A 21,137-nucleotide genomic window follows, 5' to 3' on the forward strand; every position below is an offset into this window, starting at 1 on the left:
CATCAGCCGAGGTAATTGCCGTAGCCGACCATGGCGATAGCGCCGAGGATCACCGCGATGCCGGCCACCAGCACGCCCTTGTTGGCGGCGCTGGTGCCGTGCCATTCTCGGAAATACAGGCCCCAGCAGTTGGACACAATGATGATGAATGACATGTGCAGCACCCAGGAACTGGCGTCGTTCTGCAAGCGGCTTTCGCCCATGCCGTAGAAAAAGAACTGCAAGAACCACAGCGTGCCGGCGATGGCCACCAGCAGGTAGTTGCCCAACAGCGGCGTGCTGCGATCGGTGTAGTTATGGAACGTACGGTTGCGCCAGTTCAGCCACAGGCACCAGATGCCGTTGGTGGTCAGGCCGCCCCACATGATCACCATGAAGGTCACGTTGTTCTGGAACAGGCTGTTGGCGCCATGCTCCACCGCCGCAGCGGCGAGCGGGCGGCCGGCGGAAATGCCGTAGCTGAAACACGCACTCAGCACCCCGGAAATCACCGCCACCAGCATGCCCTTGCCCAGGGAAAACTCGCTGACACTGGCGAACTTCACGGCTTCGGACACTTCCCGTTCCTTGATCAACCCGGCCTTGCCGCACACCGCAATACCCACCAGCGACACCGCCACGCCCCACAGCACCCAATGCCCGCCCTGAGAGGCCAGCATCGAGGTCAGGGTGCCTTCGGTGGCATCGGTGAACAGGTCGCGGTACAGCGCCGGCATCAGGGCGCCGAGGGCGGAGGTAAGGCCCATGATCAGCGACATGCCCAATGACAGGCCGAGGTAGCGCATGGTCAGGCCGAAGGTCAGCCCGCCGATGCCCCACAACACGCCGAACAGATAGGTCCAGAGCAGGGTGCTGGTGTCGGCATTGCGCAGGATGTCCACCCAGCCCGGCACCGTCAGTTGCGCCGCGATCAACGGCACGATCAGCCAGGACACCAGGCCGCCGGTGATCCAATAACTTTCCCAGGCCCAGCCGCGGACCTTCTTGTAAGGGATGTAGAAACTGCCGGAGGCGAAGCCGCCGATGAAGTGCAGAATCACACCAAGGAGAATGATTTCCACGTAGTCGAATCCTTTTTATTGTTGTTGTGCATCGGTTAATTCAGGGGCGGGACAGATGGAACATGGGCAGCAAGTCGACACTGATCGGCGAGGCATCGGCATGGCTGGGCATGATGTCCTGCATGTAGGCCCACCAACGTTGCATCAGCGCCGTGCCAGGCAGTTCATCCAGGCCGTGGGCGTCTTCATGGGTGAGCACGGCGAACAGTGCGTTGGCGGGTTCGTCGAGAAAAATCCGATAGTCCACCACGCCCGCGTCCAACAATACCTGGGCCAGTTCGGGCCAGATCTCGTCGTGACGCCGGCGATATTCATCCGCCTGCGCGGGGTTGAGGTTCATGCGAAAGGCACGGGTCTGCATCACTGCGCTCCATGAGTCGGGGTGTAGATACGCACTGCGTTGTGCAGGAAAAACTGCGCTTGCACGGCCTCGGGTTTGCCTGCCATGCAGCGTTTCACGAGCCCCAGGGTGCAGGCGAAATCAGCGAGGTGATCGCTGTTGGGCCAGTCGCTGCCGAAGAAGCAGCGCTCATCGCCAAAGGCTTCCCACAACACGGCCAGGCGGTCGTTGTAGAACGCCGTATCGACGATCAGGCCGTGCGGGCCGACCTGGGGGATTTCCGCCAGTTTGGCGAACACATTGGGCCGCTCTGCCAGGCGCAGCAGGTCGGCGTGGTAAGCGGCCTCTTCACCGGCTGGTACGTGGGCGTTGGGCAAGTGGTCGACGATAATGCGCAGCTCGGGCAAGGCATCGCTGAGTGTCAACAAACCCTTGATCAAGCGCGGGTTCGGGTTGGCACTGTCCAGGCTGCGACCGCAGGCGGCCAGTTGGCGCAAACCGTCGATAAAGCCGGGGCGCGTCTGGTCGAGCAGCAGGTCGCGGTCCCACAGGTTGCCGTAGCGCAGGCCGAGGAACAGCGGCGCTTGCGCCAAGGCATCGAGGTCGGCGGCGAAGTCGGCGTGCAGCGGGTCCAGGTTGCCGACAAAGCCCAGCATGCGTGGGTCGCTGCGCAGGGTCTCAAGCAACCAACGGTTGTCGTCCCGCCACGGGCTGGCTTCCACCGCGATGGCGCCGACCACATTGTGCGGGCTGGCGACGGCCCAGTAATCGTTGGGCAAATGCGCGGCATGCAAGCGATTGCCCGGCTCGGGCCACGGGATACCCTGGGGGCGGCGCGGGTCGAACAGGTGCACATGACTGTCGATGATAGGGCCGGTATAGAGCGTCTGGGGCATTACGCAATCCTTGTGGGACTCTGTCAGGAAGGGCCCGCACGCTACCGCGCACCGGCCCATTTCACCACCTCAGCTTTGCAGGTACACCACATGGGTATGGGTGTACTCGTAAAGGCCGTGCTTACCGTCGGCGCCACCGATCCCGGATTTACGCACGCCAGCGTGGAAACCCTGCATGGCCTCGAAGTTTTCGCGGTTGACGTAGGTTTCGCCAAAGTCGATCTCACGCACCGCGTGCATCGCCTTGCCCAAGTCGCGGGTGTAGATCGACGAGGTCAGGCCGTAGTCGCAGTCATTGGCCAGGGCGATGGCTTCGTCGAGGTCGTCGACAATCTGGATCGGCAACACCGGGCCGAAGATCTCTTCGCGCATGATCTCCATGTCGGCGCGGCAGCCGGCCAATACCGTGGGCTGGAAGTGAAAGCCCGCGCCCAGGTCGGCGATCTGCCCGCCGCTGACCAGCGTCGCGCCCTGGCTCAGCGCGGTGCGCACCTTGCGGTTGACGTTGTCCAGGCCCTGGCGGTTGATCAGCGGACCCATTTCCGCACCGGCCATGGCCAGCGGGTCGCCGTAGCGCGTGGCCGACATGGCCGCGCTGATGCGCTCGATAAATTGGTCGGCAACCTTGCGCTCCACGTACACCCGCTCGGCGCAGTTGCACACTTGCCCGGTGTTGATGATGCGCGAGTCGCGAATGGCTTTGATGGCCAGTTCCAGGTCGGCATCCGCCAGCACAATGGCCGGCGCCTTGCCGCCCAGCTCCAGATTGAGCTTGGTGATGTTCGGCGCAGCGGCGGCCATGATGCGTGAGCCGGTGGCGACGCTGCCGGTGAAGCTGATCATGTCCACGCCTTTGTGGGCGGTGAGTGCACCGCCGACCTGGCCGTCACCACACACCACGTTGAATACACCAGCGGGCAGGTCGGTCTCGGCGACCAGCTTGGCGAATTCAAAGCAGTTGTTTGGGGTTTCTTCGCTGGGCTTGATCACGATGGTATTGCCGGTGAGCAGCGCCGGCGCCAATTTGCGCGCAATCAAGAAGAACGGGAAGTTCCACGGCAGGATACCGGCCACGACGCCCAAGGGTTTGCGGAACAGAAAGATGTTTTCGTTGGGGCGGTCGCTGGTGATGATCTCGCCTTCGATGCGGCGCGCCCATTCGGCCATGTAGTCGAGGTAGTCGGCGGTGAAATTCACTTCGACTTCGGCCAGCCCGCTGACCTTGCCCTGTTCCAGGGTGATGGTGCGCGCCAGGTGCGCGACGTTTTCCCGCAGCTTGGCGGCGATGCGGCGCAAGTGCCCGGCGCGTTCGATGGCCGGTTTGCGTGCCCACTCTTTTTGCGCACCGCGCGCAGCGGCGAGGGCCTGGTCGACGTCAGCGGCGGTGGAGGCGGGCACCTTGGAGAGCAAGGCGCCGGTGGCCGGGTTGAGCACATCGAGATGGGCTTCGCTGGGGACGAAGCGGCCGTTGATGAAGTTCTGGTACACGGGAACGGATGACATGAGCAGCTCCTTAGTAAGTGCGCGACGGCGCTGTGGCGTCGGCAACCGGGCGATAGCGGGCGAGGGTGGCCAGGGCGCTTTGGCGCAGCAGGCTAATGTCGATGGCCACGGCGATAAAGCGGCAACCCCAGGCCTGGTAGCGGCGTGCGTCGTCTTCGTTGGGCGCCAGGATGCCGCTGACTTTGCCGGCGGCGAGGGTAGCGTCCACCGCGTACTTGATGCGCTCCTGCACCTCGGGGTGGCCGGGGTTGCCCGCGTGGCCAAGGCCGATGGACAGGTCGGCGGGGCCGATGAATACCGCATCCACGCCTTCGACGGCGGCAATCGCCGCGACGTTTTCCACACCCAGGCGCGACTCCACCTGCACGATCAGGCACAGCTCTTGATGGGCGGTATGCAGGTAGTTCGCCACACCGTCCCAGCGGGTGGCGCGGGTCAAACCGCCGCCGACGCCACGAATGCCGTGGGGCGGGTAACGCATGGCGCGCACCAGGGCCTGGGCCTGTTCGGCGGTTTCGACCATGGGGATCATCAGTGTCTGGGCACCGACGTCGAGCAGTTGCTTGATCAGGCTGGCGTCGCCATTCACCGCACGCACCACCGGCGCGGTGGCGTAGGGCGCCACTGTCTGCAATTGGTTGAGTACGCTGGGCACGGTGTTGGGCGCGTGTTCGCCGTCGATCAGCATCCAGTCGTAACCGAGGCCGGCGACGATCTCGGCGGCGTAGCCGGTGGCGAAACCGGCCCAGATACCGTATTGGGTGGCGTCTTGCGCCAGGGCGGCCTTGAAGCCATTGCGGGGCATGTTCATGGCAGGTTCCCTTAGCGGTTATATGGACGGTGCAGTTGGCAATCCGGGTTCAGGTCAACGCCGAAGCCGGGTTTGTCGAGTGCCGACAGACGCATGCGGCCATTGACCGGCACGGGTTCGCCGAGCAGTTGCGGGTGGAACATCGGCACCACTTCATCGGCCTTGGGCGCCATCATCAGGAATTCGGCGAACGGGCTGTTTTGGCGCGTGGCGACAAAGTGGTAGCTGTACACCGACGAGCCGTGGGGCACGACCATCGCGTTGTGGGCATCGGCCAGGGCCGAGATTTTCACCAGTTCGGTAAGGCCGCCGCACCAGCCGACATCCGGCTGGATAATGTCGCAGCAACCCATTTCCAGGAGCATGCGGAAACCCCAGCGCGTGGCTTCGTGTTCGCCGGTGGTCACCAGCATGCCTTTGGGCACGTTGTTGCGCAGGGCCGCGTAGCCCCAGTAATCGTCCGGGCTCAGGGCTTCTTCGATCCACTTGAGCCCGTGTTCATGGGCGCCGATCGCCAGTTTGGTGGCGTAGTTGAGGTCCAGGCTCATCCAGCAATCGAGCATCAGCCAGAAGTCCGGGCCGACCCGTTCGCGCATGGTGGCCAGTTCTTCAAGGTTTTTGCGCAGGCCTTCTTCGCCTTCGCTGGGGCCGTGGTGCAGGGGCATCTTGCCGCCGATAAAGCCCATCTTCTGGGCCAGGTCCGGGCGGGCGCCGGTGGCGTAGAACTGCAATTCGTCACGCACCGCACCGCCGAGCAACTGGTGCACGGGTTCCTGGCGGATCTTGCCGAGCAAATCCCACAGCGCCAGGTCAACGCCGGAAATGGTGTTGATCACCAGGCCTTTGCGGCCGTAGTAGAGGGTGGACTGGTACATCTGGTCCCAGATCTTTTCGATATCGGTGACGCGGGCGCCTTCGATAAAGCGCGCCAGGTGTTTTTCGACGATATACGCCGCCGGTTCGCCGCCGGTGGTCACGGCAAACCCGATGGTGCCGTCGCTGGCTTCGATCTCCACCACCAGGGTACCGAGCACGTTGATGCCGAAGCTGCGGCGGCTCTGGCGGTACTCGGGGTATTTGCTCATGGGGGTCGAGATGTGATCGTCGATCCAATGGCCGTCGGCCTGATCGTGGTAATCGGCGCCGCCGCCTCGCAGTACAAAGGCGCGCACGTGTTTGATGGTGAGATGACCCATGGTAAGACTCCTTGCGTTAAACAGTGGCCGGCGTGTTCGATGCAGTGCGGCCGGGTGAATGGATGCCCAGTACCAGCAACGCAGCCAGTACCGTGGTGGCGGACAGCAGGTACAGACCGGCTGCCGGGGAATGGAAGGCGCCTTCGGCCCAGTGCTTGATGACCGGCGCGATAAAGCCGCCGAGGGCACCGAAGGAGTTGATCAGCGCAATGCCCGCAGCGGCAGCACTGCCGGCCAGGTAGCTGGACGGAAAGGTCCAGAACACCGGCTGCGCCGCGATAAAGCCCGAGGCGGCAAAACACAGGGCGAGCATGCCCAGCAGCGGGTTGGCGAACGTCACCGAGCAGGCGATGCCGGCGGCGGCCATCAATAAGGTCAGGCAGGCGGTGCGGCGGCGTTCGCCAGTGCGGTCGCAATAGCCGGGGATCCACCAGGCGGCAAACAATGCGCAGACCCACGGAATCGCCGAGACCAGCCCGACCATCAGGCCGACCTTGGTGCCGAGCAGGCCAGCCACTTGGCTGGGCAGGTAAAACACCACGCCGTACACACTGGCCTGGATCAGCAGGTACACCAGGCACAGGTACAGCACCGACGGCTGGCACAGCACATTCAGCAGGCTACGGCCATGGGAGGTTTTGTGTTGGTCTTCGCTGTCTAGCAAGGTCTGGATCTGCTCGCGCTCATCTGCGCTCAGCCACTTGGCGTCGGCGGGGCGGTTGTCCAGGTACCAATAGGCCCAGACCCCCACAGCGGTGGCCATCAAGCCTTCCACGGCGAACAGCCATTGCCAGCCGTGAATGCCGCCGAAACCGTCCATCTCCAGCAGCAGGCCGGACAGCGGGCTGCCGAAGATGAATGCCAGGGGCGCTCCGAAGTAGAAGAAACCCATAGCCTTGCCACGCACGGCCTGGGGGAACCAGTAGGTGAGGTAGAGGATCACGCCGGGGAAGAAACCAGCCTCGGCCACACCGAGCAAAAAACGCAGCACGTAGAAGCTGGTTTCGTTATGGGCGAACACCATCGCCGCTGAGATCAAGCCCCAGCTGACCATGATGCGGCACATCCACAGACGGGCGCCGACGCGGTGCAAGATCAGGTTGCTTGGCACTTCCAGCAGCGCGTAGCCGACAAAGAACACACCGGCGCCAAAGGCAAACGCGGCATCGCTCAAACCGGTGTCGGCCTGGAAGGCTTGCTTGGCGAACCCGACATTGGCGCGGTCGAGAAAGGCCATGATGTACATCAGCAGCAGGAACGGCAGCAGCCGCCAGGAAATCTTGGCGAGCAGGGGCGCGGGCAGGGTTTTCATAATGCAGTCCGTCGTTTTGTTCTTATGGGCCGGACTGTACGGCGGGCGAGCAATGCGCTACAAATCGAATCTCGCTTACAAGTGATAACCTCAGGGTATCGATAACAAGGAGCCGCATGAGTAGTCCCGTCATCTCCCGCAGCCTGTTCAACCGCCTGCGCTACAAGCATCTGCATATGCTGGTGGCGCTCAGTACCAGCCAGAACCTGCACCGTGCCTCGCAAGCGCTGAACATGTCACAGCCGGCGGCCACGCGCATGCTGCGCGAAATCGAAGACATGTTTGCCTGCGACCTGTTCGAACGCCTGCCACGGGGCATGCGGCCGACGGCGCTGGGCCAGGAGTTGATCCGTTTTGCCGAATCGGCCCTGAGCGGCCTGGACCGCTGCGCCGAGGATTTGATGGCGCGCCAGCAGGGCGGCTATGGCTACTTGTCCATCGGCACCATCATGGGCGCCGCGCCGGATCTGGTGATGGACTCGATCGCGCAGATCAAATCGCTCAACCCGCAACTGCGTATCCGCATCATGGGCGACACCAGCGACCAAGTGATCCAATTGCTTGAACAAGGGCGCATCGACTTGGCGATCTCCCGGCGCAACGCGGCCACCGACAGCGAGCATTACAGCTTCGAACCCTTGGGCAACGAACGCTTGCTGGTGGTGGTGCATGCAGGCCATCCATTGGCGCAGCGTGAGCAGCTATCGCTTGCCGAGTTGGTGCGTGACTGGCCGTGGATCCTGCAACCGCAGACCAGCCCGGCGCGTATCGGCATCGACCAGGCCCTGCAGGACCTGGCACTGCCCAGCCCGGCGGACATCATCGAATGCAGCTCGGTGTATTCGATGCAGCAGTTGATACAGCTGACCGACGCGGTGATGGTGCTGTCCGAAAGCGCGCTGCGCGATTACCTGAAAATGGGCTTGGTGGTGGCGCTGCCGGTGGCCCTGGATGTGCGCCTGGCACCTTTCGGCATGTTGTTGCGCAAGGGCGAGGGGGTGAGTCGGGAATTGGGCTTGTTTATGGACTTGCTGCGGCAGAAAGCGGCGATGCTCTAAACGCAATGTTGTAAAGATCATGGTGTCGCGGCAGGATATTAAATAGAATGAATCTCATTTGAGACTCACTCGCGCCGTGCAGGTTGCTTGCCATGAATGATGCTGTTGTCCCGACGCACGCCCCTGAACTGACGCTGTCGAGCTTGTACCGTGACCATCGCAGCTGGCTGGAAAGCTGGCTGCGCCGGCGCCTGGGCAATGCCTGGGATGCGGCGGACCTGAGCCAGGACACGTTCCTGCGTGTACTCGCCAGTGCCCAGCCCATTGCGCAGATGCAGGAGCCACGGGCGTACCTGGTGACGGTGGGCAAGCGCCTGTTGGTCAACTTTCATCAGCGCCGCAGCCTGGAACAAGCGTATTTGAGCGCCCTGGCGCACTTGCCTGAAGCCTGCGTGCCGTCCCCCGAACAGCGCTGGCTTATGCTGGAAACCCTGCAAGCCCTGGACGAGTTGCTCGATGGTTTACCGGTGCTGGTGCGGCGGGCTTTTCTGTGGAGCCAACTGGAGGGCCTGGGCTATCGCGAGATTGCCGAGCGGCTGGAGGTTTCAGAGCGCACTGTAAAACGCTACATGGCCCAGGCCTACGAGCACTGCCTGCTGGTGGACCTGTGAGCCGCGACGTCGCCCGCGCTGCCGCCCAATGGCTGGCGCTGCTGGAGTCCGGTGCGGCCACCGAGCGCGATCACGCCGCCTTGCAGCACTGGCGCGACAGCCATCCGCAGCACGAACAGACCTGGCAGAAAGCCCAATCCCTGCGCCAGCGTTTCAGCAGTTTGCCCCAGGCCCTGGCAATGGCCAGCCTCGACCGCCCGCAACCTGGGCGGCGTGCGGTGCTCAAGCGCGCATTGGGCGTGGCGGCGCTGGTGCCGACCGCATGGCTGATCAGCCGCCAGTTGCCTATCGAGGCCTGGCGTGCCGACCTGCACACCGCCACCGGCGAGCGCAAGCGCGTGCCGCTGGCTGACGGCGCCAGCCTGCAACTCAACACCGCCACGGCGGTAGATGTGGACCTGGCACAGCGCCGCATTACCTTGCTCGATGGTGAACTGGCGTTGACCGTGCCGGGCACGGCGGCGATGACCGTGCACACCCGCTACGGTGAACTGCGGCTGAGCCAGGCTGAACTGTGCGTGCGGCAGCTGGCGTCCGGTTGCCTGGTGTCGGTGCTCAAGGGCGCAGTGCAGGTGCGGGATCTGAATGGCCAAATCGCGACCTTGCAGGCCGGGCAACAAGCGCCGCTCAAGGTCAGCGGGCTGGGCGCCTGGGTACCCTTTGATGTGCTGCAACTGGGTTGGCGCGACGGTGTGTTGACCGCGCAGAATCAGCCGTTGGGGGATTTTCTGCGGGAGTTGGAGCGCTATCGTCCGGGTGTGTTGCGCTGGGAGCCTCGTCTTGAGGCGATGCGGGTGACCGGCAGTTTTCGCCTGGACGATACAGATCGCGTCCTCAACCTGCTGGCCTCGACCCTGGGGTTGGAGGTGCAGGCGCGGACGCGCTACTGGGTGACCTTGCGTCAGAAACTGGCGTGACGGGCCCTCGCTACAGGTTTATATCACATGCGCCCGCTGCAACTCGGTCAGGGCCAAGGCCTTGAGCTGCGCCAGCAGCGGATCGCGCCGGTCCCGAGGGTGCGGCAGATCTACCGCCAGTTCCTGGCGAATGCTGCTCGGCCGGTTGCCCATCACCAGCACGCGGTCACTCAGGTACAGCGCCTCATCTACATCATGGGTCACCAGCAATAACGCAATGGCATGGTGTTCGGCCAGTTGCAGCAGCAAGTCCTGCAGTTTCATGCGGGTAAACGCATCCACCGCGCTGAACGGTTCATCGAGCAACAGCACCTGCGGGCGTGAATACAGGCCGCGTGCGATAGCCACCCGTTGCGCCATGCCGCCGGACAACGCCTTGGGCAGCGCCTGGGCGAAGCCCGTGAGGCCGACTTCCTCGATCAACTGCGTGACCCAGCCCTTGTCGTAATGGCGGTCATCGCTGAAGCCGATGTTCTGCTCCACGGTGAGCCAGGGCATCAGCCGAGGCTCCTGGAACACAAACGCCACCTCGCCGTCGGGGCTGCGCAACTGGCCCTGGAAGTCGGTTTCCAACCCGGCGACGATGCGCAGCAAGGTGCTTTTTCCGCAACCGCTGGGGCCCAGCAGGCTGACGGCTTCACGCGGTTGCAGAGCCAGGCGCACGTCGTTGAGTACGGTGGTGTCGGCGAAGCTTTTACGCGCGACGTGAATGTCCAATAACGGCTGCATGTTCATTGCTCCTGGCCGGTAAACGTGTCGCGCCAGACCAGGCAGCGTTTCTCCAGCGCCGCCAGCAGGCCATCGGTGAGCTTGCCCAGTAACGCCAACACGATGATCGCCGCCAGCACGATATCGGGCCGCGACGTTTCTCGCCCATCGCTGAGCAGATAACCCAAGCCCTTGGTGGCCGCAATCAATTCGGCAGCCACCAGGAACATCCATGCCAGGCTCAAGCCACTGCGCAAACCGGTAAACAGGCCGGGCAGGGCGGCGGGCAGCAGGATGCGCCGCACCAGGCGGCGCCGACTGAAACCGTACATCTGCCCGACTTCCACCAACTTGCGGTCGATATCGCGAATCGCCGCGACACCATTGAGGTACACCGGGAAAAACGCGCCAATGGCGATCAGCACGATCTTTGAGGTTTCATCGATGCCCAGCCACAGCAGCAACAGCGGTACCCAGGCCAGGCTTGGGATCGAACGAAGGCCGGCGAAGGTCGGCTCCAGGTACGCCTCGGCTTCTCGGCTCAAACCGACCCAGGCGGCGAACACCAGTGCGAGGCTGGCGCCAATGGCAAAGCCCAGCAGCACTCGTCCCAGGCTGGCGCTGATGTGTTTCCACAGCGCGCCTTCGGCCAGCTCGCCGAGGGTAACGGCGATCTCGCTCGGCGCCGGCATCTGGTAGGACGGCAGCCAACCCACGCGCACCACGACTTCGAGGATCAGCAAGATCGCGGCCGGCAGCACCAGGCCCTTGAGCCGCCTGGGCCAGGCGCTGCGGTTGACCGCGACCGGCACGGGAAGGGGCAATGCTTGGCTTTTGCTGGTCATCACGCGCTCCTTAGTGGCCGAACGAGGTATCGATCAACTGGTCGATCACTTGGTCCACATTCACCCCACGGCGCACCAGTTCTTCAGACACCAGAATCGGCGCCGCCGCTTTGGATGCAACCACATCCTTGCTGCTCAGGAACGGTGTGCTCAGGTCGGTGCGCGACAGTTGCAGCTTGGCCACCGCCAATGGCAGGCCGGATTCATCCGCCAGCAGTTTGGCGAACTCATCCGGGTGCTTCACTGCCCAGTCGCGGGCTTTTTCATAGGCGCCGAGCACTGTGGTGATGGTTTGCGGATGCGCCTTGGCAAACTGCTCGGTGACGCTGACCACGCCGTAGCTGTTGAAGTCCTTATTGCGGTACAACAGGCGCGAACCGGCCTGGATTTCACTGGCGGCCATGTGCGGGTCGAGGCCGGCCCAGGCGTCTACGTCGCCTTTTTCCAGGGCGGTGCGGCCGTCCGGGTGTTGCAGGTGCACCAGCTCCACGTCGTCCTTTTTCAGTCCTGCCTGTTGCAGGCTACGCAGGGTGAACAGGTACGGGTCGGTGCCTTTGGTGGCGGCGATCTTCTTGCCTTTCAGATCGGCGACGCTGTTGAGCGGCGAATCCTTGCGCACCACCAGGGCGGTCCATTCGGCGCGGCTGTAGACATACACCGATTTGATCGGACTGCCGTTGGCCCGGCTCAACACGGCAGACAAGCTGGCGGACGAGGCGAAGTCCACGCCGCCGCTGTTGAGGTACTCCAGCGAGCGGTTGCTGCCTTGGCTCAAGACCCAGCCGACCTTGGTATTCGGCAGGGATTGTTCCAGCCAACCGAAATGCTTGAGCACCAGGCTGACCGGCGAATAGTAGGCGTAGTCGAGGTTGACTTCGGCAGGTGCGGTTTCAGCGGCCTGGACCAGCGGTTGCAGGCTCAGGACCAGGGCGCAGGCGCCCAGCAGGCGAAGGGTGAAGGGTTTCATGGAACAGCTCCGGACAAGGCGTTGAGAGAGGGCTTTTTCTTATATTCAGAAAACTGAATCGGCATGCTCCATCATGCTTTTAAGGAATATGCAGTCTCTATGCCAAAGCCATCGCACACCACCCCCCCCCCGCGCGTAGATACCGTCTTGACTCTCACCGGGCAACCGCAAGTTTCGGGTCGTAGCAGCTGTCGAGCGCAAGCGAGCTGCGTTGGCGCCCCACAGATCGCAGGGTGTCAATACGTACGCCACGCAGCCTCGCCAAGGCTCGACAGCTGCTACGCGGGCGAGCAAATTGTTGATCGGCTGTTGGTTGGGCAACAGTTGTATATATCTATATGGAATAAATAAATAGATATATATTCCTTTTAATGTCATCCCGGATAGCGCACTTTGAGGGCCTGCGCATTCGTGCGGATTGACCCAACAGCCAAAAGGAAAGCCGACATGACCATTAAAGCGATCAACGTGCGCAACCAGTTCAAAGGCGTGATCAAGGAAATTCTGCTGGGGGAAGTGGTGTCGGAAATCGACGTGCAAACCGCGTCGGGCATCGTGACGTCGGTGATCACCACCCGCTCGGTGCGTGACCTGGAATTGAAAATCGGCAGTGAAGTGATTGCCTTTGTGAAGTCCACCGAAGTGTCCATCGCCAAGCTGTAAACCCCAGCCCCCGCCATTGCAGCGGGGGCCATTTTTTGCGCGCCTCAGCGGTTGCGCAAACTGCGTTCCATGCGCTGTAAACCCTCTTGCAGCATCGCCCTCGGGCAGCCGAAATTCAGGCGCACGAACTGCTGGCTGTCATCGCCAAATTCGATCCCCGCACTCAACCCTACCTTGGCCTGTTCGAGGAAAAATTGCTGTGGGTCATCCAGGCCCAGGGCGCTGCAATCGAGCCACGCCAGGAAGGTGCCTTGCGGTGCATGCATCACCACGCCGGGCAGGCGTGTCTGCACGGCATCGAGCAGGTAATCGCGGTTGGCTTGCAGGTACACCTTCAATGCGTCGAGCCAGTCGCCGCACTGGCTGTAGGCTGCGCGGGTGGCTTCCAGGCCCAAGGGGCTGACACTGTCGACCATGCCGCAACGGGCGTGGTTGAACCGCTCGCGGATCTCGGTGTTCTGGATCACTGCAAAGCAGGTCTTCAAACCGGCGACGTTATAGGCCTTGCTCGCCGACATCAGGGTGATGGTGCGTTGCGCGATTTCCGGGCTGAGGCTGGCGGTGGGGATGTGGCGGCGGCCATCGAAGCACAACTCGGCGTGGATCTCGTCACTGATGATCAGCGCGCCGTTGTCCAGGCAGGCAGTGGCCACGGCCAGCAGTTCTTCACGGGGGAAGACCTTGCCCATGGGATTGTGCGGGTTGCTCAGCAGCAGTGCGCCGGCGCCGGTCAAGGCTTGGCGCATGAGGGGCATGGGCGTGATGTATTCAGCGTCGATCAACTCGAACGGCACTTCGATGCGCGGCAGGTTCCAGTGCCCCGGTGCCAGGCGAATCGGCCGATAGTTGGGGGTTTGCAATACCACCGGCTGGCCTGGCTGTACAAAGGCGTGCAACGCCATGTTGAAGCCAGGCTCGACGCCGGGCAGAAACAGCAGATCTTCAGGCTGCACGCGCCAGGCGTACTTGGCCCACAGGTCGGCGATGATGGCCTCGCGCACATCCGGGCCAGCCACGCTGTAGCCGAGGATCTGCTGGTCCAGGCGCTCATGCAGGGCCTGCAACACGGCGGGCGGCGCAGCGATGTCCATGTCGGCGATCCACATCGGCAACACATCGGCCGGGTAGCGGTTCCACTTGGTGCTGCCGGTGCCGAGGCGGGGGTGGATCGTGTCGAAATCAAAGCTCATGAAGGGGCTCGTATCAGGAAGGCTAACGAAGAATGGCGCTGATTCTAGCGCCATTCTTTTTGTAGGCCAGTGCTGATTAACGGTTGACCAGTTTCGCCGGCAAGGCGATGACCAGCAAACTGCTGAGAATCAAGCAGCCGGCAAAGAACCACAGGGCGCCAGCGCTGCTGCCAGTGATGTCAATCGCCACCCCCATCAACGAGTTGCTCACCAGCCCGGCGATATTCGCCACCGAGCACGCCAGGGCAAAACCGGTGGCCGCTGCGGTGCCTTTGAGGAAGGTCGCCGGCAGGCTGAAAAACACCGGTACGGCGCCAATGATCGCCGCCGATGCAATGGCAAACAGGGCCACGGTGGCGGCGACGTTATGGGTAAAGAAGGTGCTGGTGGCCATCGCTGCCGCGCCGATGAAAAACGGCACGATGATGTGCCAGCGGCGTTCGCGGTGTTTGTCGGAGCTGGCGCTGATCAGCAGCATGCCCAGCAACGCGGCCACACTTGGCAGCGCGGTGAGTACGCCGATATGAAAGGTGTCGGTGACGCCGGCGTTGCGGATAAAGGTCGGCATCCAGAAACCCATCGCGTAGGCGCTGAGCAGGATCGAGAAGTCGATACCGCCGAGCATCCACACTTTGAGGTTGAAGAAACCGTCGCGCAAGCTGTGCTTGCTGCCAGTGCTCTCGGCGTCGTCCTTGCGCAATTCGCTTTCCAGCAAGGCTTTTTCTTCATCCGACAGCCATTTGGCTTGCTGGTAACTGTTGGGCAGTGCCCAGAAGGTCAGCACACCGAGCAACACGCTGGGTACCGCTTCGATCAGGAACAACCACTGCCAGCCGCGCAGGCCGCCGATGTGGTCGAAATGACCCATGATCCAGCCGGACAGCGGGCCGCCGATCACACTGGACAGCGGCAGACCGATCATGAACAGCGCGATGATGCGCCCGCGGCGGTGGGTGGGAAACCAGGTGGTCAGGTAATACAGCACACCCGGCAGGAAGCCAGCCTCGGCGGCGCCGAGCAGGAAACGCAGAATGTAGAACTGAGTGGTGGAGGTGACCAGCATGGTGCAGGCCGACAGCAGGCCCCAGGTGATCATGATGCGCGCGATCCAGATCTTCGCGCCGACCCGCTCCAGTACCAGGTTGCTTGGCACTTCAAAGATGATGTAGCCGACAAAGAACAGGCCGGCGCCGAGGCCGAACGCGGTTTCGCTAAATTGCAGTTGATCGAGCATCTGCAGCTTGGCGAAGCCGATGTTGATCCGGTCCAGGTACGCAGCCAGATAGCAGAAGCACAGGAAGGGAATCAGCTTCCAGGTGATCTTGTGGTAAAGCGTGTTGACCGGGTCGGCGACCGTGGTCGCGGGCGCTGCATTCGCAATGGGCATCGGGTGTCTCCTGGCGGTGACTTATGGTTTTTTTATACAGCCGGCAGTTGTTGTAGGTGCGTGCCGCGCTCTATGGCGCGGTTCTTGTAAAACCTTATTGCTCCCTGAATTGGCTCATTGCCTCCTGCTTGCCCACCACGTCGCCGTACTTGCTGTCGATGTCGAACAAGTTGGCTTCATGGGGCGCCGGGTGTCGATCGCCGACGCATTCACGCACGACGATGGTCCGGAACCCGTGTTGTACGGCATCCACCGCCGTCGCACGGATGCAACCGCTGGTGGAGCAGCCAGCCAGCACCACGGTGTCGATGCCCTGTGCATGAAGCATCGAGGCCAGGCTGCTGCCGAAAAACGCGCTGGCGTACTGCTTGGTGATCACCACTTCATCGGTCAACGGCAGTACCTCGGCGCAGAACGCCGCCAGCGGGTTGCCTTCGACCATGTCTTTCATCACCGGGGCCTTCTTGACCCAGATCCCGCCATCGACGAAATGGCCGGGATGGTAGCGGATATTGGTGTGCACCACCGCAATCCCGTGCTGCCGTGCGCAGGCCAGCAATTCGACGCTTTCGGCCACGGCGCTGACCACGCCCGGTGCAAACAGCGGCGCGCCTTCGGTGGTGTAGCCCTGCATGAAATCGATCATCAGCAGTGCGGCCTTTTTGCCGAAGCCGATGCGGTTGCCCCAGACGCCTTGGTAGTTGGCGTCGGCGGATTGGTCGTTCATCTGTTCAACCCTCATTGTTGGACCGTGCACTTATCCTGTGGTGACTGGGCTTGCTGTGGTGAGCGGGCTTGCTGTGGTGAGCGGGCTTGCCCCGCGCTGGGCTGCGAAGCGGCCCCAAAAAAGCGGGAGCGCTGCGCACTCCAGCGCGGGGCAAGCCCGCTCACCACAAAAGCCCGCTCACCATAAAAGTGGGCTCACCACAAAACCATTTAATAAGCGCCGGAGAGCAGCGCTCCGGCGCCGGGAACGATGGGTTCCAGGTCCAGCGCCTTGAGCATGGCGTAGGTGGTGGCGATGGCCGCCGTGAGCACCGGTTTGCCGGTTTGCGCCTCGACCTTCGCCACCACCGGCAGCGACTGCATCTGCACGCACGCCGAGAGCACGATCACATCCACGCCTTCCAGGTTCATCCCGGCGACAATCGCCGGCAGGTTGGCCGGGTCGTGGCGGGCCACTTCGAGGTTATCGGGGATCTCCAGGGCGCGCCAGTCCACCACCTCAAAACCTTCTTCGCGGATGTAGTTCACCACCAGTTCGGTCAGGGGCTTCATGTACGGCGCAACAATGGCGATGCGTTTGGCGCCCATGACTTTCAGGCCTTCGATCAGCGCGCCGGCGCTGGTGATCACCGGGGCGTTGGCGTCATTGTCGGCGGTGGCCTTGCGCAGGCGTTGCTCGGAGTTGCGGTGGTAGCCCAGCCCCATGGCCATGATCGCCACCAGGCACGCGTAACCCAGCACATCGACCTTGGCGTCGGACAGCTCGACGGCGCAGCGGTCGGACTCACCATCCATAGCGGCCAGTTCTTCCTTGCGCACTTGCTTCATGCGCATGCGGCTGGAGTGAAAGGTAAAGCGCTCGGGGCGGATTGCCTGGCGTGCGGTGAGCATCGCCGGGATCTCGGTCTCCATGGTGGTGTTGGAACTCGGCACGATCTGGCCGATGCGGTAAGGCTTGTGCATGGTGGTCTCCGTTATTGTGCTGTGAGGAAATCGCCGAGGGCGTGGAAGAACCCTTCCAGGTCATCCCACGGGATCATGTGCCCGGCATTCGGCACGGACGCGACCTTGATGGACGGCTGCAAATCCTGGATCTCGGCAATGTCCTGGTCGAGAATCACGCCGCCACGCCCGGCCACCATCAGCAGGGCAGGGGCCTTGAGGTGGGGCAGGTCCTGGTGGAAATCCACCGCGTGGAAGTCCTTGAAGGCGCGCACGATGGCCGGCTCATAACAGGTGTGCAGCCATTCGGCGCGCAATTGCAGCTGTTCCTCGGTCCAGGTGGCGCAGAAGGCGCGCATCGCTTCGGCGTCCATGCCGGCCAAGGCTTGGCGGATGGAGTCGACGTACCACGGCAGCTTGCTCGGGTATTCACGGCGGCCGGGGCCGGACACGGGCGGGTCGATCAACACCACACGGTTGACGCCGTGGGGGTGCTTGACCGCACTGCGCACGGCAAAGCGCGCGCCCATCGAATGCCCCATCAGGTGATAACTGTTTAAGCCAAGCGCGTCGGCCAGTGCGCCGATGTCTTCGGCGCAGGTGTCGGCGCTGTAATCCAGCGCCGGGCCGGTGGATGACAAACCGCGACCGCGCACATCCAGCACATACGTGTCGAACTGTTCGCCCAGGCGCTCGGCCACAAAGCCCCAGGTGATCGCCGGGCTGGTGATGCCCGGGATCAGGATCAACGCCGGGCCTTTGCCGCCGTAGCGCAGGTAGTGCTGGCGAATGCCGTTGGCCTGGACGTTGCCGCCGTAGAGAAAGCTGCTCACGCGGCCACCCCCGATTTCAGCTCTTGGGCGTAGAGGTCATAGCCGTAGACCCAGGCCGGGTCTTCCTGGGTGCGCAGCCAGGTGTTGGCGTTGGACACGGCCTGCACGCGGGACGCGCGCTCCTTGCGGTTGGCTTCGTAGAGTTGGAACGCAGTGCGGTAGTCGCTGATCCCGGTTTCCTGCAGGCATCGGGTGAGCATGGCGGCGTCTTCGATGGCCATGCCGGCGCCTTGGGCCATGTGCGGTTTCATCGGGTGGCAGGCATCGCCTAGCAATACCAGGCGACCACGGCTCCACAGCGGCAACGGGTTGCGGTTGCGCAGCGGCCATTTGGTCACGCTTTCGGTGGACTCGATCAGCGCCTGCACGGTGGGGTGGTAGCCCTTGAAGGCGTCGAACATCTCTTCACGGCTGCTGTCGACGAACGCGCCCTGCAAGTCCCATTCGGCGTGGGGTACGCCGGTCACGTAGTAGTACTCGTCGCGCCGGCCGGTGGTGTAGTAGACCATCATGTGACGGTCTTCGGTCCACCACTTGATGCAGTCTTCGAACTTCAGGTCGTACTTGGCCAATTGGTCGCCACGGATCAGCGCCCGGTGCGCGACCCAGCCGCTGTACAGCGGTTTTTCCACGCCCAGCAGTTCTTCGCGGATCTTGGAGTTGATGCCGTCGGCGCCGATCACGATGTCGGCGTAGGTCACCTCGCCGTCGGCGAAGGTCAGGCGCACCTGGGTGTCGGTTTCTTCGAGGGTTTCCAGGCGCTTGTTGAAGTGCAGGGTGCCGGGCTTGAGGGTGGACATCTGCAGGGCATGCAGGTCGCCCCGGTGCACGGTGATATAGGACGCGCCGTAGCCGGTGAGGGGAATTCGCGAGAGGTAGTCGCCGCTTTCGCCGCAACGGCTGAACCAGTGCTCAGGGTGGGAGCCCATCAGGTCCAGCTGTTTTTCGATGCCCATGCGGCGAAAGATTTTCATGATATTGGGGCCCATGTGGATCCCGGCACCCAGGCGGGAGAACTCCGGCGCCTGTTCGTAGATGTCCACGTCAAAACCGGCTTGCTGCAACAGCGTGGCTGCAGCGGCGCCGCCCAGGCCGGCACCGACGATGGCGATTTTTTGTGTGCTTCCCATGGGGCGTGATCCTCTTTCTTTTTTGATTTTCGGCGGCGTCAGTCCGCAAGGTTTTTAAAGTGTATACGCTCATTTTTTCAAATGGGAAGGGTCTGGATAAAAAATCTTTTTTGAGCCTTATTCGTTCTGTGTAACCACTTTTATCCAGTAAATACTGGATTTGTGTGGAATGGTAACGCTTTGGCCTGGTGCTTGCAGTCCGTCTGCAATTCAGGTCTTATCGTTATTAACTGGTGTATACGCTATATAAATGCACTAGAGTGAAGCGCAGTGCCTGAACTTGGTGCAGCCCCACAGGAGACCGAAAAAATGCCCGTAAGCGATTGCGAACTGACCCAGATGTTTGAGCACGTGCTCACGCTGTCCAAGGTTGACCCGAGCCAAAGCGTTGCCGTGCTCAAGAGCCATTACTCCGACCCACGCACCGTGCGCGCCGCGATGGATGCCGCGCAGCGTCTGGGGGCCAAGGTGTATGCCGTCGAGCTGCCTTCGTTCAACCACCCGACGGCGATGGGCAATGACATGACCGCCTACTGTGGCGATACCGCGCTCACCGGCAACCTTGCCGCCCAGCGCGCCCTGGAGGCCGCCGACCTGATTGTCGACACCATGATGCTGCTGCATTCACCTGAGCAGGAGCAGATCCTCAAGACCGGCACGCGCATCCTGCTGGCGGTGGAGCCACCGGAAGTGCTGGCGCGCATGCTGCCCACCGAAGCCGACAAGGTGCGCGTGCTGGCTGCCGAACAACTGCTGAAAAAGGCGCGCTCGATCCACGTCAAATCCCGCGCCGGCAGCGATTTTCGTGCAGCGTTGGGGCAATACCCGTCGGTGACCGAGTACGGTTTTGCCGACGAGCCGGGGCGTTGGGACCACTGGCCCAGCGGTTTTCTGTTCTCCTGGCCCAACGAAGAAACCGCTGAAGGCGTACTGGTGCTGGACATCGGCGATATCCTGCTGCCGTTCAAGACCTATACCCGCGAGAAGATCACCCTGGAGATCGAGAAGGGCTTCATCACCAGGATTCACGGCGGTTTCGAGGCCGAGTACCTGCGCGACTACATGAAGTACTTCAAGGATCCCGAGGTGTACGGCATCTCCCATATCGGCTGGGGGTTGCAGCCGCGGGCGCAGTGGACGGCGATGGGCCTGCACGATAAGAACGACGGGATGTGCATGGACGCACGGGCGTTCTACGGTAATTTCCTGTTCTCCACCGGGCCGAACACCGAGGTGGGCGGTACGCGCAAGACGCCGTGCCACCTGGATATCCCGCTGCGCAATTGTGATGTTTACCTGGATGACGAGGCGGTGGTGATGGGCGGGGATGTAGTAGCCCCACCAGCGTCCCTGGCCCGCTGAGGCCCGTTTGCAGGAGCGAGCTTGCTCGCGAAAAAACCGAGAGGATTGCGGGGAGTCAGATTCCCCGCGTTATCGTTCACGACCTTCGCGAGCAAGCTCGCTCCTACAGCGGTAATATGCCTTCCCATTGTTAATCACCCGCCGAGCCCGCCGTGCCTGATTCCTACGTTTTCTCTGAGCAAGTTGGCCACCTGTTGCGCAAGGCCTATCAGCGCCACCTGGCGATCTTTCAGCAGAATGTCGGCGACTCCCAGCTTACCGCCGTGCAGTTCGTCACCTTGTGCGCACTGCGCGATCACGGTGCAAGTTCCCTCACCGAGCTGGTCAAGGCCACCGCGGTGGACCAGGCGACTATTCGTGGCATCGTCGAACGGCTCAAGGCCAAGGCGCTGATCAGCCTGGAGCCCGACCCGCAGGACAAGCGCAAAGTGGTGGTCGACCTGTCTGCCAGCGGTGCCGAACTGGTCGCACAAACCGCGCCCCGCGCTGCGCAGATCAGCGAATTGACCATGAGCAACCTCAACCCCGCCGAACGGGTGGCGGTGTTGTTTCTGCTGCGCAAGATGATCGACGATCCCCAGGAGTAATCATCCCTGGCACCGTTTTTGCTCTAGGTTCGTGTAGTAGCCACTTCATCAGTCGAGTGTGTCGCGAGGCCCCAGGTGCGCGACGCTTTTTT

At 62.4% G+C, this 21,137-nt stretch carries 22 protein-coding genes; 6 read left to right on the forward strand and 16 right to left on the reverse strand.

The features are described 5' to 3' along the window. Positions 1-2 precede the first annotated feature (2 nt). The 7 genes from rhaT to PspS35_RS13395 all read right to left on the reverse strand — a co-directional run bounded on the left by rhaT (position 3) and on the right by PspS35_RS13395 (position 7,119). Positions 3-1,061, reverse strand: coding sequence for an L-rhamnose/proton symporter RhaT (gene rhaT, locus PspS35_RS13365; protein ID WP_159935180.1), 1,059 nt, complete (start codon positions 1,059-1,061; stop codon positions 3-5). Positions 1,062-1,101: 40 nt separating this feature from the next. Beyond that, positions 1,102-1,422 (reverse strand): L-rhamnose mutarotase, encoded by a 321-nt coding sequence (gene rhaM / locus PspS35_RS13370; RefSeq protein WP_159935182.1) that lies wholly within the window; start codon positions 1,420-1,422, stop codon positions 1,102-1,104. Then, complete coding sequence (locus PspS35_RS13375) at positions 1,422-2,297, reverse strand: amidohydrolase family protein (RefSeq protein WP_159935184.1); 876 nt, start codon at positions 2,295-2,297, stop codon at positions 1,422-1,424. The genes rhaM and PspS35_RS13375 overlap by 1 nt, the downstream gene beginning before the upstream one ends. 69 nt (positions 2,298-2,366) lie before the next feature. Further along, a complete protein-coding gene (gene aldA / locus PspS35_RS13380; protein ID WP_159935186.1) occupies positions 2,367-3,800 on the reverse strand; it encodes an aldehyde dehydrogenase in 1,434 nt (477 codons plus the stop codon). A gap of 10 nt (positions 3,801-3,810) precedes the next feature. Next, the gene (locus tag PspS35_RS13385) at positions 3,811-4,611 is read right to left on the reverse strand and encodes an HpcH/HpaI aldolase/citrate lyase family protein (protein ID WP_159935188.1); all 801 of its coding nucleotides are present in this window, start codon (positions 4,609-4,611) and stop codon (positions 3,811-3,813) included. Between the two features lie 11 nt (positions 4,612-4,622). Continuing rightward, positions 4,623-5,807 (reverse strand): L-rhamnonate dehydratase, encoded by a 1,185-nt coding sequence (rhmD, locus tag PspS35_RS13390; protein ID WP_159935190.1) that lies wholly within the window; start codon positions 5,805-5,807, stop codon positions 4,623-4,625. Between the two features lie 16 nt (positions 5,808-5,823). Further along, positions 5,824-7,119 carry an MFS transporter gene (locus PspS35_RS13395; RefSeq protein ID WP_159935192.1) on the reverse strand — a complete coding sequence of 432 codons (1,296 nt, stop codon included), beginning with the start codon at positions 7,117-7,119 and terminating at the stop codon, positions 5,824-5,826. 116 nt (positions 7,120-7,235) lie between these two features. Here PspS35_RS13395 and PspS35_RS13400 point away from each other — a divergent pair, with 116 nt between their 5' ends. From PspS35_RS13400 to PspS35_RS13410, 3 genes are all read left to right on the forward strand, one after another. Further along, a complete protein-coding gene (locus PspS35_RS13400) occupies positions 7,236-8,177 on the forward strand; it encodes a LysR family transcriptional regulator (protein WP_159935194.1) in 942 nt (313 codons plus the stop codon). 92 nt (positions 8,178-8,269) lie between these two features. Next, complete coding sequence (locus PspS35_RS13405; RefSeq protein WP_159935196.1) at positions 8,270-8,788, forward strand: sigma-70 family RNA polymerase sigma factor; 519 nt, start codon at positions 8,270-8,272, stop codon at positions 8,786-8,788. Beyond that, positions 8,785-9,705, forward strand: a complete 921-nt coding sequence (locus PspS35_RS13410) for a FecR domain-containing protein (protein WP_159935198.1) — start codon at positions 8,785-8,787, stop codon at positions 9,703-9,705. The genes PspS35_RS13405 and PspS35_RS13410 overlap by 4 nt, the downstream gene beginning before the upstream one ends. 18 nt (positions 9,706-9,723) lie before the next feature. Here the strand turns inward: PspS35_RS13410 and PspS35_RS13415 are convergent, their stop codons facing one another. The 3 genes from PspS35_RS13415 to PspS35_RS13425 are packed head-to-tail and all read right to left on the reverse strand — an operon-like array spanning position 9,724 to position 12,225. Beyond that, on the reverse strand, positions 9,724-10,440 hold the full coding sequence (locus PspS35_RS13415) for an ABC transporter ATP-binding protein (RefSeq protein ID WP_159935200.1): 717 nt from the start codon (positions 10,438-10,440) through the stop codon (positions 9,724-9,726). Further along, on the reverse strand, positions 10,437-11,258 hold the full coding sequence (locus PspS35_RS13420) for an ABC transporter permease (RefSeq protein WP_159935202.1): 822 nt from the start codon (positions 11,256-11,258) through the stop codon (positions 10,437-10,439). Before PspS35_RS13420 ends, PspS35_RS13415 begins: the two co-directional genes overlap by 4 nt. Before the next feature lie 10 nt (positions 11,259-11,268). Continuing rightward, the gene (locus tag PspS35_RS13425; RefSeq protein ID WP_159935204.1) at positions 11,269-12,225 is read right to left on the reverse strand and encodes an aliphatic sulfonate ABC transporter substrate-binding protein; all 957 of its coding nucleotides are present in this window, start codon (positions 12,223-12,225) and stop codon (positions 11,269-11,271) included. 447 nt (positions 12,226-12,672) lie between these two features. On the opposite strand from PspS35_RS13425, the gene PspS35_RS13430 reads away from it, so the two are divergent. Further along, positions 12,673-12,888: a TOBE domain-containing protein gene (locus tag PspS35_RS13430; protein ID WP_076952332.1), complete on the forward strand. Its 216-nt coding sequence runs from the start codon at positions 12,673-12,675 to the stop codon at positions 12,886-12,888. A 44-nt stretch (positions 12,889-12,932) separates the two neighbouring features. Here the strand turns inward: PspS35_RS13430 and PspS35_RS13435 are convergent, their stop codons facing one another. The 6 genes from PspS35_RS13435 to PspS35_RS13460 all read right to left on the reverse strand — a co-directional run bounded on the left by PspS35_RS13435 (position 12,933) and on the right by PspS35_RS13460 (position 19,096). Beyond that, positions 12,933-14,078, reverse strand: a complete 1,146-nt coding sequence (locus PspS35_RS13435) for a PatB family C-S lyase (RefSeq protein ID WP_159935206.1) — start codon at positions 14,076-14,078, stop codon at positions 12,933-12,935. Positions 14,079-14,154: 76 nt separating this feature from the next. Beyond that, positions 14,155-15,465, reverse strand: coding sequence for an MFS transporter (locus PspS35_RS13440; protein ID WP_159935208.1), 1,311 nt, complete (start codon positions 15,463-15,465; stop codon positions 14,155-14,157). 94 nt (positions 15,466-15,559) lie between these two features. Beyond that, complete coding sequence (locus tag PspS35_RS13445; protein WP_159935210.1) at positions 15,560-16,192, reverse strand: N-carbamoylsarcosine amidohydrolase; 633 nt, start codon at positions 16,190-16,192, stop codon at positions 15,560-15,562. A 209-nt stretch (positions 16,193-16,401) separates the two neighbouring features. Next, positions 16,402-17,154, reverse strand: coding sequence for an Asp/Glu racemase (locus tag PspS35_RS13450; RefSeq protein WP_016969405.1), 753 nt, complete (start codon positions 17,152-17,154; stop codon positions 16,402-16,404). Positions 17,155-17,165: 11 nt separating this feature from the next. Then, positions 17,166-17,966, reverse strand: coding sequence for an alpha/beta hydrolase (locus tag PspS35_RS13455; protein WP_159935212.1), 801 nt, complete (start codon positions 17,964-17,966; stop codon positions 17,166-17,168). Then, on the reverse strand, positions 17,963-19,096 hold the full coding sequence (locus tag PspS35_RS13460) for an FAD-dependent monooxygenase (RefSeq protein WP_159935214.1): 1,134 nt from the start codon (positions 19,094-19,096) through the stop codon (positions 17,963-17,965). Before PspS35_RS13460 ends, PspS35_RS13455 begins: the two co-directional genes overlap by 4 nt. A 309-nt stretch (positions 19,097-19,405) precedes the next feature. Between PspS35_RS13460 and PspS35_RS13465 the strand changes: the two genes are divergently transcribed. Together PspS35_RS13465 and PspS35_RS13470 are read left to right on the forward strand one after the other, a co-directional pair. After that, positions 19,406-20,458 carry a 2,5-dihydroxypyridine 5,6-dioxygenase gene (locus tag PspS35_RS13465; RefSeq protein ID WP_159935216.1) on the forward strand — a complete coding sequence of 351 codons (1,053 nt, stop codon included), beginning with the start codon at positions 19,406-19,408 and terminating at the stop codon, positions 20,456-20,458. Positions 20,459-20,610: 152 nt separating this feature from the next. Continuing rightward, positions 20,611-21,045, forward strand: a complete 435-nt coding sequence (locus tag PspS35_RS13470; protein ID WP_159935218.1) for a MarR family winged helix-turn-helix transcriptional regulator — start codon at positions 20,611-20,613, stop codon at positions 21,043-21,045. Positions 21,046-21,137: the final 92 nt, after the last annotated feature.

This window comes from Pseudomonas sp. S35 (genome assembly GCF_009866765.1).
In the GTDB taxonomy this organism is placed as follows: domain Bacteria; phylum Pseudomonadota; class Gammaproteobacteria; order Pseudomonadales; family Pseudomonadaceae; genus Aquipseudomonas.

What these genes read in the sequence shown, in the direction of transcription:
- PspS35_RS13405 (WP_159935196.1), top strand. Translation starts at nt 8,270, where the DNA reads ATGAATGATGCTGTTGTCCCGACGCACGCCCCTGAACTGACGCTGTCG.
- PspS35_RS13450 (WP_016969405.1), bottom strand. Translation starts at nt 17,154, where the DNA reads ATGCACAAGCCTTACCGCATCGGCCAGATCGTGCCGAGTTCCAACACC.
- PspS35_RS13430 (WP_076952332.1), top strand. Translation starts at nt 12,673, where the DNA reads ATGACCATTAAAGCGATCAACGTGCGCAACCAGTTCAAAGGCGTGATC.
- PspS35_RS13440 (WP_159935208.1), bottom strand. Translation starts at nt 15,465, where the DNA reads ATGCCCATTGCGAATGCAGCGCCCGCGACCACGGTCGCCGACCCGGTC.
- PspS35_RS13395 (WP_159935192.1), bottom strand. Translation starts at nt 7,119, where the DNA reads ATGAAAACCCTGCCCGCGCCCCTGCTCGCCAAGATTTCCTGGCGGCTG.
- PspS35_RS13385 (WP_159935188.1), bottom strand. Translation starts at nt 4,611, where the DNA reads ATGAACATGCCCCGCAATGGCTTCAAGGCCGCCCTGGCGCAAGACGCC.
- PspS35_RS13465 (WP_159935216.1), top strand. Translation starts at nt 19,406, where the DNA reads ATGCCCGTAAGCGATTGCGAACTGACCCAGATGTTTGAGCACGTGCTC.
- PspS35_RS13400 (WP_159935194.1), top strand. Translation starts at nt 7,236, where the DNA reads ATGAGTAGTCCCGTCATCTCCCGCAGCCTGTTCAACCGCCTGCGCTAC.
- PspS35_RS13425 (WP_159935204.1), bottom strand. Translation starts at nt 12,225, where the DNA reads ATGAAACCCTTCACCCTTCGCCTGCTGGGCGCCTGCGCCCTGGTCCTG.
- rhaM (WP_159935182.1), bottom strand. Translation starts at nt 1,422, where the DNA reads ATGCAGACCCGTGCCTTTCGCATGAACCTCAACCCCGCGCAGGCGGAT.
- PspS35_RS13460 (WP_159935214.1), bottom strand. Translation starts at nt 19,096, where the DNA reads ATGGGAAGCACACAAAAAATCGCCATCGTCGGTGCCGGCCTGGGCGGC.
- aldA (WP_159935186.1), bottom strand. Translation starts at nt 3,800, where the DNA reads ATGTCATCCGTTCCCGTGTACCAGAACTTCATCAACGGCCGCTTCGTC.
- rhmD (WP_159935190.1), bottom strand. Translation starts at nt 5,807, where the DNA reads ATGGGTCATCTCACCATCAAACACGTGCGCGCCTTTGTACTGCGAGGC.
- PspS35_RS13420 (WP_159935202.1), bottom strand. Translation starts at nt 11,258, where the DNA reads ATGACCAGCAAAAGCCAAGCATTGCCCCTTCCCGTGCCGGTCGCGGTC.
- PspS35_RS13375 (WP_159935184.1), bottom strand. Translation starts at nt 2,297, where the DNA reads ATGCCCCAGACGCTCTATACCGGCCCTATCATCGACAGTCATGTGCAC.
- PspS35_RS13435 (WP_159935206.1), bottom strand. Translation starts at nt 14,078, where the DNA reads ATGAGCTTTGATTTCGACACGATCCACCCCCGCCTCGGCACCGGCAGC.
- PspS35_RS13445 (WP_159935210.1), bottom strand. Translation starts at nt 16,192, where the DNA reads ATGAACGACCAATCCGCCGACGCCAACTACCAAGGCGTCTGGGGCAAC.
- PspS35_RS13415 (WP_159935200.1), bottom strand. Translation starts at nt 10,440, where the DNA reads ATGAACATGCAGCCGTTATTGGACATTCACGTCGCGCGTAAAAGCTTC.